Source organism: Terrabacter sp. 2TAF16 (genome assembly GCF_052115065.1).
Lineage (GTDB): Bacteria > Actinomycetota > Actinomycetes > Actinomycetales > Dermatophilaceae > Terrabacter.
Genome location: NZ_JBFRFZ010000006.1, coordinates 277,471 through 292,600 on the forward strand (window position 1 = coordinate 277,471; position 15,130 = coordinate 292,600).

Consider the following 15,130-nt stretch of genomic DNA (forward strand, 5'->3'; position numbering starts at 1 on the left):
GCCGTCCCCACCACCACGCACGACGTCGCGACACGAGTAGGAACCGATGCCCCAGTCCACGCAGGTCACGCCCGACGAGGGCTCGATCACGATGTTCACGACCACGTGGTGCGGCTACTGCACACGCCTCAAGGGCCAGCTGACCCGCGAGGGCGTGCCGTTCACCGAGATCGACCTCGAGGCCAATCCCGAGCACGTCGACTTCGTCGAGCACGTCAACGGCGGCAACCGCACGGTCCCGACCGTCGTCTTCCCCGACGGCTCGGCCGCGACGAACCCCTCGCTCGCCGAGGTCCGTTCGCGCCTCGCGGGCTGACGGGTACAACCCACCGGGCTCAGAAGCTCGTCCGCGTGCCCGGCTCGACGACGGACTCGACCGTCTGGCCGAGCCAGTGCTCGATGATCCGCTTGGCGATCGAGATGCCGCTCGGCGTGCGGATCGAGCCGTCGCGGAGCAGGTCGCGGTACTCCTCACGGCTCACCCAGCGCGCCTCGGCCATCTCGACGGGGTCGATCGTCAGCTCGGTCTCGCGCGTCGTCGCCTGGAATCCGATCATCACCGACGAGGGGAACGGCCACGGCTGGTTGCCGAGGTAGTGCGCCGCCTCGACGGAGATGCCGACCTCCTCGGCGACCTCGCGGGCGACCGCGGACTCGAACGACTCCCCCGGCTCGACGAAGCCGGCGAGCACCGAGAAACGACCCTCCGGCCAGTGCGCCCCCCGCCCCAGCAGCAGCCGGTCGTCCGGGTCGACGACCGACATGATGACCGCCGGGTCGGTGCGCGGATAGTGCTCGCTGCCCTCGCGCTCGCAGCGCCGCACCCAGCCACCCTGGCGGGGATGGGTCGGGGCGCCACAGCGAGGGCAGAAGCGGTGCGTCGCGTGCCAGTTGGCCAGTGCCAGCGCGGTCGTGAAGACGCCTGCGTCGCGGGGTGCGAGCGCCTCGCCCGCCTGACGCAGCGTGAGCCAGCCTTCCGGCGGCCGGTCCTCGTCGGCCGCGCTCCCGTCGTCCGTCGAGACGACGCCCACGTATGCCGTCCCGTCGCCGTCGCGGCCGAGGTGCAGTCCGAGCCGGGCGTGGTCCTCGGGCTCGGGGGCGCGCAGGACGAGCGTCAGACCGTCGTCACCGGCCGCCTCTGCGCCGTCTGGAGCCGACACCTGCATGCGGTCACCCCGGACCTCGGCGACCCGGGTCTGCGGGTCGTCGAGCAGCTCGGTGAGGACCTCGGGCCGCCGACGCTCGAGCGCCACCCGGTCCAGTGAGCTGCGCGAGAGCGCGAGGTCGGCCAGGGTCTCGTCGGTCACTGCCACGCGACCCACCCTAGGGCGGCGAGCCGGCACCGGCGCACCGGTGTCGAGCCTGCACCGAACCGACCGGCGCGGGCGTCGCCTCCCACGCTCGGCGCGCTGCTCGACCTACGGTGGACACGTGACGCGCAGCCCGCTCTTCCTCGCCGCCCTGGCGAGCTCGGCCGTGCCGGGCCTCGACCCGGTGACGGTGGAGGGTGTCCCGGGCCGTCCCGGCGACCACTTCGAGATCGCCTACGTCCAGGACAGCCAGGACCGCCGCTGGGTCGTCAAGGCGCCGTGCACGTCGGCGGCCGGCGCGATGCTCGACGACATCTCCGCCCTGTCTGGCCTGCTCGGGCGCCGGCTCGACGTGGCCATGCCGATGGTCCGCGGCCTCGCCCAGGTGCCGGAGGGCCGAGCGGCCGTCTACCTGCGCGTGCCCGGTCGACCCCTCGACTTCGCGGGGCTCCGTCCTGGCCCGTTGACGGCCGAGGTGGGTCGCACCCTCGCGCACATCCACAACGTCGAGCACCTGCTCTACGAGGAGGCCGGGCGACCCTCGTACGACGCCGAGGCGTACCGCCGCCGCCAGCTCTCCGAGCTCGACCGGGCCGCGGCGACGGGGCACGTGCCCACCGGGCTCCTCACGCGGTGGGAGCACGCGCTCGAGGACGTCTCGCTGTGGCGCTTCGCGCCGAGCACGGTCCACGGCACCTTCACCGGCGAGAACGTCCTCGCGTCGTTCGACGACGACGACGACTCGTCGAGCGGTCACGTGCGTGGCGTCCTGGCCTGGGAGGCCAGCCGCATCGGCGACCCGGCGGACGACTTCGCCGAGCTCGCCAGTCTCGCGCCGGCCGAGACGCTCGATGCCGTGCTCGAGGCCTACGCCGAGTCGCGCATCGAGCGACCTGACGTGCACCTCGTGCGCCGGGCCCGGCTCGCGGCCGAGATGGCGCCGCTGCGGACCCTGCTCCAGGCCCTCGCCTCGGGCCAGCTCGACGTCGTCGAGCGCACCGCCGACGAGCTGCGCGCCCTCGACGGCCAGGTCGAGGACGACGACCGTCGTCACGCGCAGGAGGACGCCGAGCGCAGCGAGCGCACCCGACAGGCGCGAGAGCGCGCCGCAGCGGTCCTCGACCCCGACGACCCCGAGCGGCCCGAGCCCGAGTGGGACGCGACCCAGCCGCACGTGCCCTTCCCGATGCTCGGCGCGACCCAGGCGATCTCGATGACCTCGCTGCTCGACGAGCCGGAGGCCCCCGATGACTGGACCGCCGGGGACGCCGAGGCGCCCACGACGTCGCCGGAGACGGCCGATGCGGCACCGGGTGACGCCGTCGCCGCCGACGACATGCCAGCGGTCCCCGACGGGACGGCCGAGCCGGACCGGTCACCGTGGCACGACGAGACCGTCGAGGAGTCCCAGCCCGTGCCGCTCACGGCCGCGGACGCCGACGCCTCCACCTTCGAGATCGACGAGGTCGAGGCCCTGCCCGAGGACGCCGACGGCGTGCTCGACCTCCACGAGGGCGCCTCCGACTTCGTGCCGGTCGAGCACCGTCCCGAGCACCCCGCGCACGACGCGCGCAGCTGACGGGCCCAGGCCGCGTCGTCGAGTGGCCCCGAGACCCCACCCGTCACTCCCGTCGAGTGGCCCCGGCACCCCACCGGTCCCACACGGACGGACCGGATCGGTGTGACGGGGCGGCCACTCGAGTGGGACGGGGCGCTCACTCGAGTGAGCTAGTCGGGGAGGGTGCGGAGCAGGTCGACGAGGACGCCCTCGCCCGGGAGGTCGGGACGCACCGTGACACCTTCGCCCGCGTAGTAGAACGCCGCGTCGACGAGCGACGGGTCGACGCCGCGCAGCCGGGCGAAGGCGACGGCATACGCCGCGAGCTGGAGCGCGCGGACGGTCGCGTCGCGCCCGGTCGGCCTGGCGCCCGTCTTCCAGTCGACGACCGTCCAACCGCCGTCGTCGCGAGGGAAGACGGCGTCGACCCGGCCGCGGACGGCGATCCCGTCGATGACCGTCTCGATCGACATCTCGATCTCCTCGGGGATGCGGTCGGCCCACTCGCTGGCGAGGAAGCGCTCCTTCATCCCGTCCAGGTCGCCGTCGTCGGCTGCCCCCTCGTCGGCGCTGCCTGGGAGGTCGAGCAGGTCGACGAACGCGGCGCGCGCGTAGTGCTCCTCGATCCACGCGTGGAAGGCCGTGCCCTGCCGCGCGGCGACGGCCGGCGGGCTCGGCATCGGACGCCGGAGGGACATCGCGAACGCCTCCGCGTCCCGGGCCAGCGAGACGACCGCGGACGCCGAGAGGTGGCGCGGGACGTCGACGACGGACTCATCACGAGACCGCCGGGCCGCCTGCTCGGCGAGCAGAATGCGAAGGTCGTCGACGCGCGGATCCCCTTGCGGCACAGTAGGACCCGCGTCCACGAGGGCGGCGATCCGTCGGTGCGCGTCGAGCAGGCCGGCGCGCCTCGCCCCCATCGGGTCATGCGGCCACAGCTGTGAGATCGGGACGGCCAGGTGCGGGTTGGTCGGTGCCGACGCCTTGCCCTTGTCGTCGACGACCGGCTCGGGGTCCGGCGCCCAGGCGGTGCGCACGACGGATCCGGGCAGGGTCTCCTCGACCTCGGTGATGAAGCGTGACGGCACCGACAGCGTCTTCTTCGCCGAGCCCCACAGGTGGGTCGTCAGGAGCATCGCGGACCGTGCGCGCGTCAGCGCGACGTAGGCGAGGCGCCGCTCCTCGGCCACGGCATGACGCCCACCGTCGAGCACGAACGCGTCGATGGCGGCGCTCAGCGCCTTGCGGTCGGGCACCCCGCGCCAGTCGAGGTGCGGCAGGCCGGCTCGGTCGCCGCGCAGGTCGTAGGGCAGCGAGTCGAGCCCGATGAGCCAGCCCTTGTCCTTGACCTCCCCCGAGCAGGCGTATGCCGTGGGCTCGCTGTCGGCGACGGGCGCCACCGCTGTCGCGCCGTGCGCGGGGAAGACTCCCTCGACGAGGGTCGGGACCGCGACGACGTCCCACTCGAGCCCCTTGGCCGCGTGCACGGTCAGGACCTGGACGGCGTCGGCGTCGGACTCGGTGTGCCCGGCGTCGAGACCGCGCTCCTGGTCGCGGGCGGCGTCGAGCCAGCTGAGGAAGCCGGACAGGGTGGGTCGATCGGCGGTCGTGGCATAGCGCGCCGCGACGTCGGCGAAGGCGTCGAGGTGCACGCGGGCGGTCGAGGCCGTGTGTTCGGGCCGCGAGAGCACCTCGATGTCGAGCCCGATCGCGACCTCGGCCTCAGCGACGAGGTCGACGAGGGGCAGCGCCGTGAGCCGACGGAGCCGCCGCACGACGTCGCCGAGGTCGTGCAGCCGGGCCAGTGCCTCGTCGCCGATGCGGGCGCCGTCGCGTCCGGTCCACCCGGCGCGAGGCAGGTCGTCGAGGGCCTCGACGAGCGTGGCGGTGTCGGCACTGTCGGCCGCGAGGTCGGAGCCCCGGCGGTCATCGGCTGACGCCGTGCCGCCAGCGGCACCCGCCACCTCCGCCACGACGCCGTCCGCCGGAGCGCCGTCGCCCGTGGGTGTCTGGCCTCCGGAGGGCCCGGATCCCGGGCTCCCCTGCGCGGCGACTGCGCCGGGGCCGCCGGGCGCCGGCTGGTCGGGTGCGGTCGAGGTGGCGGCCCCGACGCGGGGCGTTCGCCGGTGCAGCTCACGCGCCCACGCCCACAGCCCGGCCAGGTCGGCCGCGCCGAGACGGACGACGGGCCCGGTCAACAGGCGCATCAGCTGGTCGCCGCGGCTGGGGTCCTGCACCACCCACAGAGCGGCGACGAGGTCGCTGACCTCGGGGGTGACGAGCAGGCCACCGAGGCCGACGACCTCGACGGGCAGCTGGTGGCGGCGCAGCGCCTCGAGGACGACGGGGAAGGTCGAGCGTCGCCGGCACAGCACGGCCGCGCTGCGGCCGGTGCGCCGGCCGCTCGGGCTGAACCACTGCGCGGCGATCCAGGCCGCGAGGTGGTCGGCCTCCTCCTCGGCGGTCCCGAGCCGCGCCACCTCGATCGTGCCCCCCCCGGCGCCCGGCCGAGGCCGCAGCGGCTGCACGTGCTCGGTCGCGAGCGGCGCGGCCACGGCGTTGGCCGCATCGAGGATGAGCGAGTCGTTGCGCCAGCTCGTCGACAGCGGCAGGACGTCGGCGGGGCCCTCGTCGCCGCCGAACTCGGACGGGAAGCGCAGCAGGGTGGTCGCGCTCGCGCCGCGCCAGCCGTAGATCGACTGGTTGGGGTCGCCGACGGCGGTCAGCGCCACCCCGGAGTGGTGGAAGAGCGAGCGGAGCAGCTCGAGCTGCGCCTCGGACGTGTCCTGGAACTCGTCGAGCAGCACGGCCCGGAACCGCTCGCGCTCGATCTCGCCGACGGCCGGCACCGAACGGGTGAGCCGGGCCGCGATGGCCATCTGGTCGGCGAAGTCGAGGGACTCGCGCTCGCGCTTGAGCGCGAGGAAGGCCTCGACGATCGGCAGGACCGTGCGGCGCTCGCGCAGGACGGCGACCGCGTCTCGCGCGGCGGTGAGCGACCCACGGCCCTCGCCGTCGGGCAGGGCGTCGAGGCGCGCGAGCACGGCGTCAAGATGGTCCATCACGTCGACGGGCGTGCGCACGTGCTCGGCCATCTCGCCGGCGAGCGCCATGACGGCCTGGATGACGGTCGCCTCGCTCTTGACGACGTCGTCCATCGGACCGTCCCAGCGCGACACCGCCTCGGCAGCCAGCTGCCACGCCCCGGCCTCGGTGAGGATGCGGAACTCCGGCTCGATGCCCACCCGGAGGGCGTGCTCGCGGACGAGCCGGCCGGCATACGCGTGGTAGGTGGAGACGGTGGGCGTGCCGCCGAGCACCTCGGCGCCCGTGCCGTCGTCGGCGGGCGGCGTCCAGATGCCGGCCCGCTCGAGGCCTCGCAGGCGCTTGGCGATGCGCTGGGAGAGCTCGGCCGCGGCCTTGCGCGTGAAGGTCAGGCCGAGCACCTGGTCAGGGTCGACGAGGCCGTTGGCGACGAGCCACACGACGCGCGCCGCCATCGTCTCGGTCTTGCCCGAGCCCGCGCCGGCGACGACGAGCAGCGGGCGGGCACCCGCCTCGATGACGGCGGCCTGCTCGGCCGTGGGCGGCGGCATCTCGAGCGCCGTCGCGATGTCGAACGCACTGTGCGCCACCGTCGTCGCGGGGCGCGCCTCGGTCGTCGTCACAGGGCGTCTCCCTCGGGCTGGACGGGGCACGACGACCGCACCGGGCAGGTCTCGCAGGCCTTGCCCTGCGCAGCCCGGAACTCGGCCGCCCCCATCCCCTCGGCGGTCTCCTGCACGAGCGTCCGTGCCCACGTCGGGTCGTCGCTGCTCGCGAGCGGTGGCTGTGGCAGCACGCTCGGCTTGAGCCCGGAGAGCCCTCCCTTGCCGATGAAGGCGAGCGCCGCCCCGGCACTGCGGTCTCCGAGCGCGTGGAACCCGCCTTCCTCGACGGCCACCTGGTAGGCCCCGAGCTGGCCGTGCTGGGCCAGCTCGGCCTTGGTCGGCTTGGACTTGCCGGTCTTGAGGTCGACGATGCGCAGGCGGCCCTCGGCGTCGCGCTCGATGCGGTCGACGCGCCCGGCCACGACGGCGCGCCCCACCTCGACCCGGAAGTCGGACTCGATCCCGACGCGCTCCCAGTCGCGCTCGGCGGCGGACCGGTAGGCCACGAACCGCGCCACCATGTCGTGCGCCTCCTGGTGGGTGCGGTCGGTGACCCAGCCGGGCTTGAGCCCGAGGCGTCCCCACCGTGCGTCGACCTCGTGCTTCAGCTCCTCGAGCGGCGCGTCGGGCAGCTCGGCGACGATGTCGTGGACGAAGGTGCCGACGGAGGCTGCGCCGAGGGACACGCCCTCGCCACCGACCGACGTGAGGAACCAGCGCAGCCCGCACTCGGCGAAGTAGGTGACCTTCGACGGCGACACGGGCACGGGCTCGTCGGGTCGGCGCACGGGACGCTCGCTCGTGACCGACCGGAGCGCCCACCACGAGGTCGCGTCGGCCCCGCGCACGCCCTCGCGCGCCGCGGCTGCGAGCAGGTTGAGGGCCGGCTCGGCGACGCCGGGGTCGGGGCTGACGGCCTCGCGCCTCAGCTCTCCGACGAGCCCCGGCAGGGCCATGGTGCGCGCCACCTCGGAGTGCGGGCGCACCTCGTCGGCCAGACGCGTCGTGGCAGGCGGGTCGACGAGGTCGAGGTAGACCGACGGCTGCTCGTCCTCGTTGCCGACGGCGGTGACGAGCAGCCGCTCGGTGGCGCGGGTGACGGCGACGAGGAAGAGGCGCGTCTCGTCGTAGCGCACCGCGGCCTGGGCGGCGCGGAAGCCGAGCGGCCGCTGGGCGACGACGTCGACGAGGTCCTCGGACCCGAGGACCGAGCCGCGCAGGCGCAGGTCGGGCCACACGCCCTCCTGCACGCCCGCGACGACGACGATGCGCCACTCCCGGCCGGCGGCGGTCTGCGGCGTCAGCAGCGCGACCCGGCCACCGGACTGACCGCCGACGAGCAGGGTGTCGCCGGGGACGTCCTGGCCCTGGATGTGCTCGAGGAACTTGTCGGGGCCGGCGGTCGGCAGCCGGTCGACGAAGGCGCCCGCCGCGTCGAAGAGCGCGAGCACGGCGTCGAGGTCGCGGTCGGCCCGCTCGCCCGACGTGCCTCCGGAGAGCGCCTGCCGCCGCCATCCGTCGGCAACCCCCGCGCCCTGCCAGATGGCCCAGAGCACGGACTCGGCCGTGACCCCGCGCGCCCACCGGCCGTCGTCGGCGACTCTCGCCGCCGCGGCGCCTGCGGCGAGCGCCGTCGCGATGCGTTCGGCGGGCCGGGCGGTCGGCCCGAGCATCCGGGCGCGGGGCTGTGACTGGAGCAGCTCGGCGAGCAGCTCGTCGCTCGATCGCCCACCCCCGGAGGCGAGCTCGTCCTGCCGGAGCAGTCGCCGCAGCCGCCGCAGACCGACGGTGTCGCTCCCCCCGACCGGCGACAGCACGAGGTCGGCGGCCCGCACGGGGTCGATGACGTGGCTCTCGCCGCGGTGCTCGGCGCGGGCGATGGCGATGCTCTCGTCGAGCAGGTGCAGCAGCGGGCGCACCGCGCTCTCGTCGCGCACCGGCGTCTCGGCGCTCCCGGCCTCGACCGGCACCCCGGCCTGCCCGAGCAGGCGACGCATCGCGTCGGCGCGGCCCGATCCGCGCACGATGACGGCCATGTCGGTCCAGGGCACGCCCTCGACGAGGTGCGCCCGGCGCAGCAGTGCCGCGACGTGAGCCGTCTCCTGGGCGGCGGACCGCAGCAGGGCCACCTCGACGGTGCCCCGCGACGGGTCGCCGGTCGCCGACGACATCCGGCGCTGCTCGCCGCCGCCGAGCGCCCCGATGCGCCGCGAGACCCGGTCGGCCACCCCCACCATGGCCGCGCCGAGCCGGTAGGTCCGGTCGAGGACGACGGTCTCGCTCGCACCGTCACCGGCGTCGTCGATGAGGTCGAAGAGCCCGCCGACGAAGCGGGGGTCGCGCCCGCTCCCCGCGAGGTCGGTCCAGCCGTCGGCGAGGAAGCGCGGGTCGGCGCCGCGGAAGGTCTGGACGGCGACGTCGGGATCGCCGAGGAGCACCACCCGAGGGCCACCGGCACCGGCGACGACGCGCAGCAGCCGCGCCGCTGCCGACGTCAGCTCCTGGGCATCGTCGACGACGACGAGGCGGATGCGCTCGTGCAGCCGGTCGAGTGCCGACGGGTCGTCGTCGAGCAGCTCGGCCACCGCGGTGAGCACCCACGCGGGGTCGTAGGAGCCGTGCCGGCTGAACGAGGTGACCTGGTCGTACTCGCGCAGCACGTGCGCCGCCGCAGCCCACTCGGGCCGGTCGTGCTCGTCGGCGAGACGAGCGAGACCGTCGGGGCCCTGCCCCAGCTCGACCGAGCGCATGAGCAGGTCGCGCAGCTCGTTGCGGAAGCCGCGGGTCGTAAGCGCCTCGCGCAGCTGCTCAGGCCATGCCGGCCCGCGCACCTCCCCCGACGCGTGCCCGGCGAGCAGGTCGCGCAGGATGACGTCCTGCTCGGGGCCGTTGAGCAGCCGAGGCGGTGGGTCGCCACGCAGCGCCGCCTCGGCCCGGAGCACCCCGAAGCCGAAGGCCTGCCACGTCCGGGCGAGCGACTCGGTGGACGTGCCGCCGAGCCGCTCCGTGACCTGCTGGCGCAGCGCGCCGGCCGCGCTGCGGCTCGAGGTGAGCACGAGGCACGAGTCGGCCCGCAGCCCCTGACGGCGCACGGCGTCGACGACGAGCTCGACCGCGACGGTCGACGTGCCGGTGCCCGGCCCGCCGAGGACCCGCAGCACCCGGGCCGAGGAGTCGAGCGCGGCCTGCTGCCGCTCGTCGAGCCGCACCTGCGCCGGGGCGAGGGCGGGAGCTCGACGGAGGATGACCACCGGAGGATTCCATCACGCCCGACCGACACCCGCGCACGACCCGATGGCGTATGCCGTCAGCCCCGTCCCGGCGGACGCGCCCCGTTCCCGTCTCGGCGGGGACCCAGGCCCTCGGTGACCCGACCTCGACCCAGCCGCCCGCGGCGCTTGCGGGCACGCGAAGGGCCCGGGACGGCATACGCCATCCCGGGCCCCGTGCGGTGCTTCAGGCCGTCACCTGACGTCGAAGCGGTCGGCCTCCATGACCTGCGACCAGGCAGCGACGAAGTCGTGGACGAACTTCTCGGCGGCGTCGTCGCTCGCGTAGACCTCGGCGAGGGCGCGCAGCTCGGAGTTGGAGCCGAAGAGCAGGTCGACGCGGCTGCCGGTCCACGTCTGCTCGCCGGCGGCGTTCGTCGCGGTGAACGTGTCGCCGCCCTCGTTCGCAGCGGTCCACGTCGTGCCGAGCTCGAGCAGGTTGACGAAGAAGTCGTTCGTCAGCGTGCCGACGCGGTCGGTGAGGACACCGGTCGTCGAGCCACCCGTGTTGGCGCCGAGGACGCGCAGGCCGCCGACGAGGACCGTCATCTGCGGGGCCGAGAGGCCGAGCAGGTTGGCACGGTCGACGAGGAGGTACTCGGCCGGCACGCGACCGGGCTTGCCGACGTAGTTGCGGAAGCCGTCGTGCCGCGGCTCGAGGTAGCCGAACGACTCGACGTCGGTCTGCTCCTGCGTGGCGTCGACGCGGCCGGCGCGGAAGGGCACCTCGACCGTGACGCCGCCTGCAGCAGCGGCCTGCTCGACCGCGACGTTGCCGCCGAGGACGATGAGGTCGGCGAGCGAGACGGTGGCGCCGCCACGGCCGTTGAAGTCGGCCTGGATGCCCTCGAGGGCGCGCAGGACGGTCGCGAGCTCGGCCGGGTCGTTGACGTCCCAGCCGCTCTGTGGCTCGAGGCGCACGCGGGCACCGTTGGCGCCACCGCGCTTGTCGCTGCTGCGGAACGTCGACGCGGACGCCCACGCGGCCTTGACGAGCTGGGTGACGGTGAGGTCGGAGTCGGCGATGGCCTGCTTGAGCGTCGCGATGTCGTCGGCACCGATCGGCTCACCGGCGGCGGTGGGGAGCGGGTCCTGCCACAGCAGCTCCTCCTGCGGCACCTCGGGGCCGAGGTAGCGCTCGACCGGGCCCATGTCGCGGTGGGTCAGCTTGAACCAGGCACGCGCGAAGGCGTCGGCGAACTCGGCCGGGTTCTCGTGGAAGCGGCGCGAGATCTTCTCGTACGCCGGGTCGACGCGCAGGGCCAGGTCGGTCGTCAGCATCGTGGGCAGGCGCTTGGCGCCGCCCTCGTTCGGGGCCGGGATGATCGCCTCGGCATCCTTGGCGACCCACTGGGCCGCGCCCGCGGGGCTCTGCGACAGCTCCCACTCGTGACCGAAGAGCACGTCGAAGAAGGTGTTGTCCCACTGCGTCGGCGTGGGCGTCCACGTGACCTCGAGGCCGGACGTGATGGCGTCCTGGAGCTTGCCGGTGCCGTAGGACTGCTTCCAGCCGAGGCCCTGCTCCTCGAGCGGGGCACCCTCTGGCTCGGTGCCGACGTACTTCAGCGGGTCGGCGGCGCCGTGCGTCTTGCCGAAGGTGTGACCACCGGCGATGAGGGCGACGGTCTCCTCGTCGTTCATCGCCATGCGGCCGAACGTCTCGCGGATGTCGCGGGCGGACTGCAGGGGGTCCGGGTTGCCGTTGGGACCCTCGGGGTTGACGTAGATGAGCCCCATCTGGACCGCGGCGAGCGGGTTCTCGAGGTCGCGGTCGCCGGTGTAGCGCTCGTCGCCGAGCCACTCGGCCTCCGAGCCCCAGTAGACGTCGGCGTCCGGCTCCCAGACGTCCTCGCGTCCGCCGCCGAAGCCGAACGTCTCGAAACCCATCGACTCGAGGGCGACGTTGCCGGTGAGGACGATGAGGTCGGCCCACGAGAGCTTCTGGCCGTACTTCTTCTTGACCGGCCACAGCAGGCGGCGGGCCTTGTCGAGGTTGCCGTTGTCGGGCCAGGAGTTGAGCGGGGCGAAACGCTGCTGCCCGGCACCCGCGCCGCCGCGACCGTCCTGCACGCGGTAGGTGCCGGCGCTGTGCCAGGCCATGCGGATCATGAACGGGCCGTAGTGGCCGAAGTCGGCGGGCCACCAGTCCTGCGACTCGGTGAGCACGGCCGCGATGTCGGCCTTGACGGCGGCGAGGTCGAGGCTGGTGAAGGCCGCGGCGTAGTCGAAGTCCTCACCGAGCGGGTTGGCGACCGCGGGGTTCTTGGCGAGGATCTTGAGGTTGAGGCGGTTGGGCCACCAGTCCTCGTTGCTCGTGCCCGCGGGGCGGGTCGACCGGTCGTGGGCCACGGGGCACTTGCTGGCCTCCGGCTCGTTCATCTCGCCGACTTCGGCGTTGGGCTGGTGGAGCTCAGACACGAGGACGTCCTTCTCTTTCTGGGGTGGGCAACTTCAGGAGGCGGCCTCGGCGGCGCACTCGGGGCAGATGCCCCAGTACGTCACCTCGGCCTCGTCGATCACGAATCCGTGGGGGTCGGATGCCGTGAGGCAGGGGGCGTGGCCGACGGCGCAGTCGACGTCGGCGATGGAGCCGCACGAGCGGCACACGACGTGGTGGTGGTTGTCGCCGACGCGCACCTCGTAGCGGGCGACGGAGCCCGTCGGCTGGATGCGGCGCACGAGTCCTGCGTCCGTGAGGGCGCGCAGGACGTCGTAGACGGCCTGGTGGGACACGTCGCCGGCGACCTCGCGAACGCGCCGGATGACCGTGTCGGTGTCGGTGTGCGGGTGGTCGTGCAGGACCGAGAGGACGGCGACGCGCTGGCGCGTGACGCGCATCCCGGACTCGCGCAGCTGCACCTCGACGTCGGCTCCGGTCATGCCCCGAGTCTCCCGGCTTGTCTGGAACAAATCAAGTCTTGACCACTCTCTGGCGACCGAGCCGGTAGAGGTGCCAGGCCACTGCGGCCATCCAGATCGGCAGCAGGACCCCGTAGAGAGCGATCGGTGCGCGGCGATGTGGGCGAGCGTGGCCCAGCCGCCCTCGGTGGGCGCGGCCGGAGCCGCCACGGCCAGGACGATGCCGGCCGTCACCATGACGACGAAGGCACCCGCCGCAGACCCCACCGATCCGGTAGAGGCGGGCCCACGACGGGTCCGACCCCGTCACCGCGGCGCTCGCGCTGCCCGGCGCAGAGGCGTACGTGGACGTGACCATCGGACCGTCTCCCTGGTGACCTGGCTGACGACGTGGCGTCACCCTCGTGAGCGACCCGCAGCCACGGGCCGCTCTCCCACCCTCACGCGCCGCGGCCCGGACCGGCAGGGCCGAAGGTCCCGGCAGGGGTCCCGACGTCCGGACGGGACCGTGCGTCCGGGATCCCGCGTCAGGTGTCAGCCGCGACGACCTCGACCTCGAAGCCCTCGCCGCTCTCGAGGTAGGCGGCGTAGTGCTGCGCGCCACCGGCATGCGGGTGGCTGTCGGCGAACATCAGCGTCCAGCCGCCCTCGCCGCAGGCGTCGACGAGCGCGTCGACCTCGGCGCGCGAACCGCCATGGAAAGCACAGTGGTTCAGGCCCGCGCGGGTGCGCTCATGGCGTCCGGCGACGACGTCGGGGCCGGCCTCGACGACGACGTAGAGCGAGCCGAGCTCCCACGCCTGGCCGTGCCCCCAGTCGTCACCGAGGTGGTAGCCGAGCCGTCCGAGCAGCCAGCCCCACTCGCGCGTGGCGGCGGTGATGTCGTCGACCCAGATCTCGATGTGGTGCAGCCCGCCGCGCGGCCCCGCTCCCCTGGTGGCACCGGACGCCGCCGGCGCTCCGCCGAAGTCCCAGCGTGCCCGGCCCATGTCGGCGCGGCCACCCTCGACGAGCCCGCCCACCATGGGCGTCCCCTCGGCCCGCCAGTGCTCGAGGGCCTCGTCCTCGAGGCCCTGCGGCGGCCGACCGTCGGAGCGGATGACCCGCCACCACGGCAGGTCGGACCCGTAGCGGCTCATCACGGTGCCCACCGTGCGCGGACCCATGCCGCCGAGGCGCTTGGAGATGTCGCCGTAGGCGAGCACCCGCCCCTCGGGGATGGTCGCGACGAGGTCGAGCACGCGCTCGGCGTGGTCCTCCAGCGGCACGGGCGTCCTCTCAGTACTCGGGTTGGCTCGGGTCGATCTCCCGGAGGTAGGCGAGTATGCCGCCCTCGACGTTCGCGACGTCCGTGAGCCCCGCGCGCAGCGCGAGCCGAGTCGCCTCGGCCGATCGGCCACCCACCTTGCAGTGGATGAGCACCCTTCTGTCCGTGGGCAGCTCGTCGAACGCCTCCCCGGACCGGAAGCGGTCGAGGTGGATCGCGACGGCGCCGGGGATCGAGGCGATGGCCCGCTCCTCGTCGCCGCGCACGTCGACGAGCAGGGGCGGCTCGTCGGCGGCGAGCTCGCCCACCATGTCGTGGACGGTGACCGTCGGCAGGTCGCCCTCGTCGAGGGCGGCGGCACCGGGCACGCCGCAGAACTCGACGTAGTCGATGAGCTCGGTGACGGTCGGCTGGTCGCCGCAGACCGGGCACTCGGGGTCGGCCCTGACCGTCAGGGTGTCCCAGGTCTGGCGCAGCGCGTCGTGGACCACGAGCCGGCCGACGAGCGGCTCGCCGATGCCGAGCAGGAGCTTGATCGCCTCGGTCGACTGGATCGACCCGATGACGGCGCACAGGACCCCGAGCACGCCGCCCTCGGCGCAGCTCGGCACCGAACCGGGCGGCGGTGGGTCGGGGAAGACGCAGCGGTAGCACGGCCCCTGACCGGCCCACCACACCGAGACCTGGCCGTCGAAACGGAGGATCGAGCCCCACACGTGCGGCTTGCCGAGCATGACGCAGGCGTCGTTGACGAGGTAGCGGGTCGGGAAGTTGTCGGTGCCGTCGACGACGAGGTCGTAGTCGCCGATGATCCCCAGGGCGTTGCCCGAGTCGAGCGCGACGTCGTGTCGGACCACCTGGACGTGCGGGTTGACGCGGTGGACGGCGGCCTCCGCGGACTCGGTCTTGAGTCGACCGATGTCGGCGTCCGAGTGGATGACCTGGCGGTGGAGGTTGGTGAGGTCCACGACGTCGGCGTCGACGACGCCGATCGTGCCGATCCCCGCCGCGGCGAGGTAGAGCAGCGCGGGCGACCCGAGACCACCGGCACCGACGACGAGCACCCGGGCGGCGGCCAGGCGCTCCTGCCCGTCGCGGCCCACGTCGGGCAGCAGCACGTGGCGGGCGTACCTCGTCGTCTCGGCCTTGCTGAGCGCCCGACCCGTCTTGACCAGCGGATCCGTCGACATGCCCTCACCGTACTGCTCGGTATG

General features: G+C 74.0%; 9 protein-coding genes. 2 read left to right on the forward strand and 7 right to left on the reverse strand.

Annotated features, from left to right (window positions below):
- The first annotated feature begins 46 nt into the window (after positions 1-46).
- Positions 47-316 (forward strand): mycoredoxin, encoded by a 270-nt coding sequence (locus AB4Z14_RS10095; protein ID WP_020143062.1) that lies wholly within the window; start codon positions 47-49, stop codon positions 314-316.
- A 19-nt stretch (positions 317-335) separates the two neighbouring features.
- Here the strand turns inward: AB4Z14_RS10095 and nudC are convergent, their stop codons facing one another.
- Positions 336-1,313 (reverse strand): NAD(+) diphosphatase, encoded by a 978-nt coding sequence (gene nudC, locus AB4Z14_RS10100; protein ID WP_442275078.1) that lies wholly within the window; start codon positions 1,311-1,313, stop codon positions 336-338.
- A gap of 118 nt (positions 1,314-1,431) precedes the next feature.
- Between nudC and AB4Z14_RS10105 the strand changes: the two genes are divergently transcribed.
- Positions 1,432-2,889 carry a phosphotransferase gene (locus AB4Z14_RS10105; protein ID WP_442275079.1) on the forward strand — a complete coding sequence of 486 codons (1,458 nt, stop codon included), beginning with the start codon at positions 1,432-1,434 and terminating at the stop codon, positions 2,887-2,889.
- A gap of 149 nt (positions 2,890-3,038) precedes the next feature.
- Here AB4Z14_RS10105 and AB4Z14_RS10110 read toward each other — a convergent pair whose 3' ends face one another.
- The 6 genes from AB4Z14_RS10110 to moeB all read right to left on the reverse strand — a co-directional run bounded on the left by AB4Z14_RS10110 (position 3,039) and on the right by moeB (position 15,106).
- Positions 3,039-6,539: an ATP-dependent helicase gene (locus tag AB4Z14_RS10110; protein WP_442275080.1), complete on the reverse strand. Its 3,501-nt coding sequence runs from the start codon at positions 6,537-6,539 to the stop codon at positions 3,039-3,041.
- A complete protein-coding gene (locus AB4Z14_RS10115; protein ID WP_442275081.1) occupies positions 6,536-9,772 on the reverse strand; it encodes an ATP-dependent helicase in 3,237 nt (1,078 codons plus the stop codon). Before AB4Z14_RS10115 ends, AB4Z14_RS10110 begins: the two co-directional genes overlap by 4 nt.
- A gap of 213 nt (positions 9,773-9,985) precedes the next feature.
- Complete coding sequence (gene katG, locus AB4Z14_RS10120; protein ID WP_442275379.1) at positions 9,986-12,169, reverse strand: catalase/peroxidase HPI; 2,184 nt, start codon at positions 12,167-12,169, stop codon at positions 9,986-9,988.
- Between the two features lie 72 nt (positions 12,170-12,241).
- Positions 12,242-12,670 (reverse strand): Fur family transcriptional regulator, encoded by a 429-nt coding sequence (locus AB4Z14_RS10125; RefSeq protein WP_442275082.1) that lies wholly within the window; start codon positions 12,668-12,670, stop codon positions 12,242-12,244.
- A gap of 506 nt (positions 12,671-13,176) precedes the next feature.
- Complete coding sequence (locus AB4Z14_RS10130; RefSeq protein WP_442275083.1) at positions 13,177-13,917, reverse strand: MGMT family protein; 741 nt, start codon at positions 13,915-13,917, stop codon at positions 13,177-13,179.
- A gap of 10 nt (positions 13,918-13,927) precedes the next feature.
- Positions 13,928-15,106 carry a molybdopterin-synthase adenylyltransferase MoeB gene (gene moeB, locus AB4Z14_RS10135; RefSeq protein WP_442275084.1) on the reverse strand — a complete coding sequence of 393 codons (1,179 nt, stop codon included), beginning with the start codon at positions 15,104-15,106 and terminating at the stop codon, positions 13,928-13,930.
- Positions 15,107-15,130 lie beyond the last annotated feature (24 nt).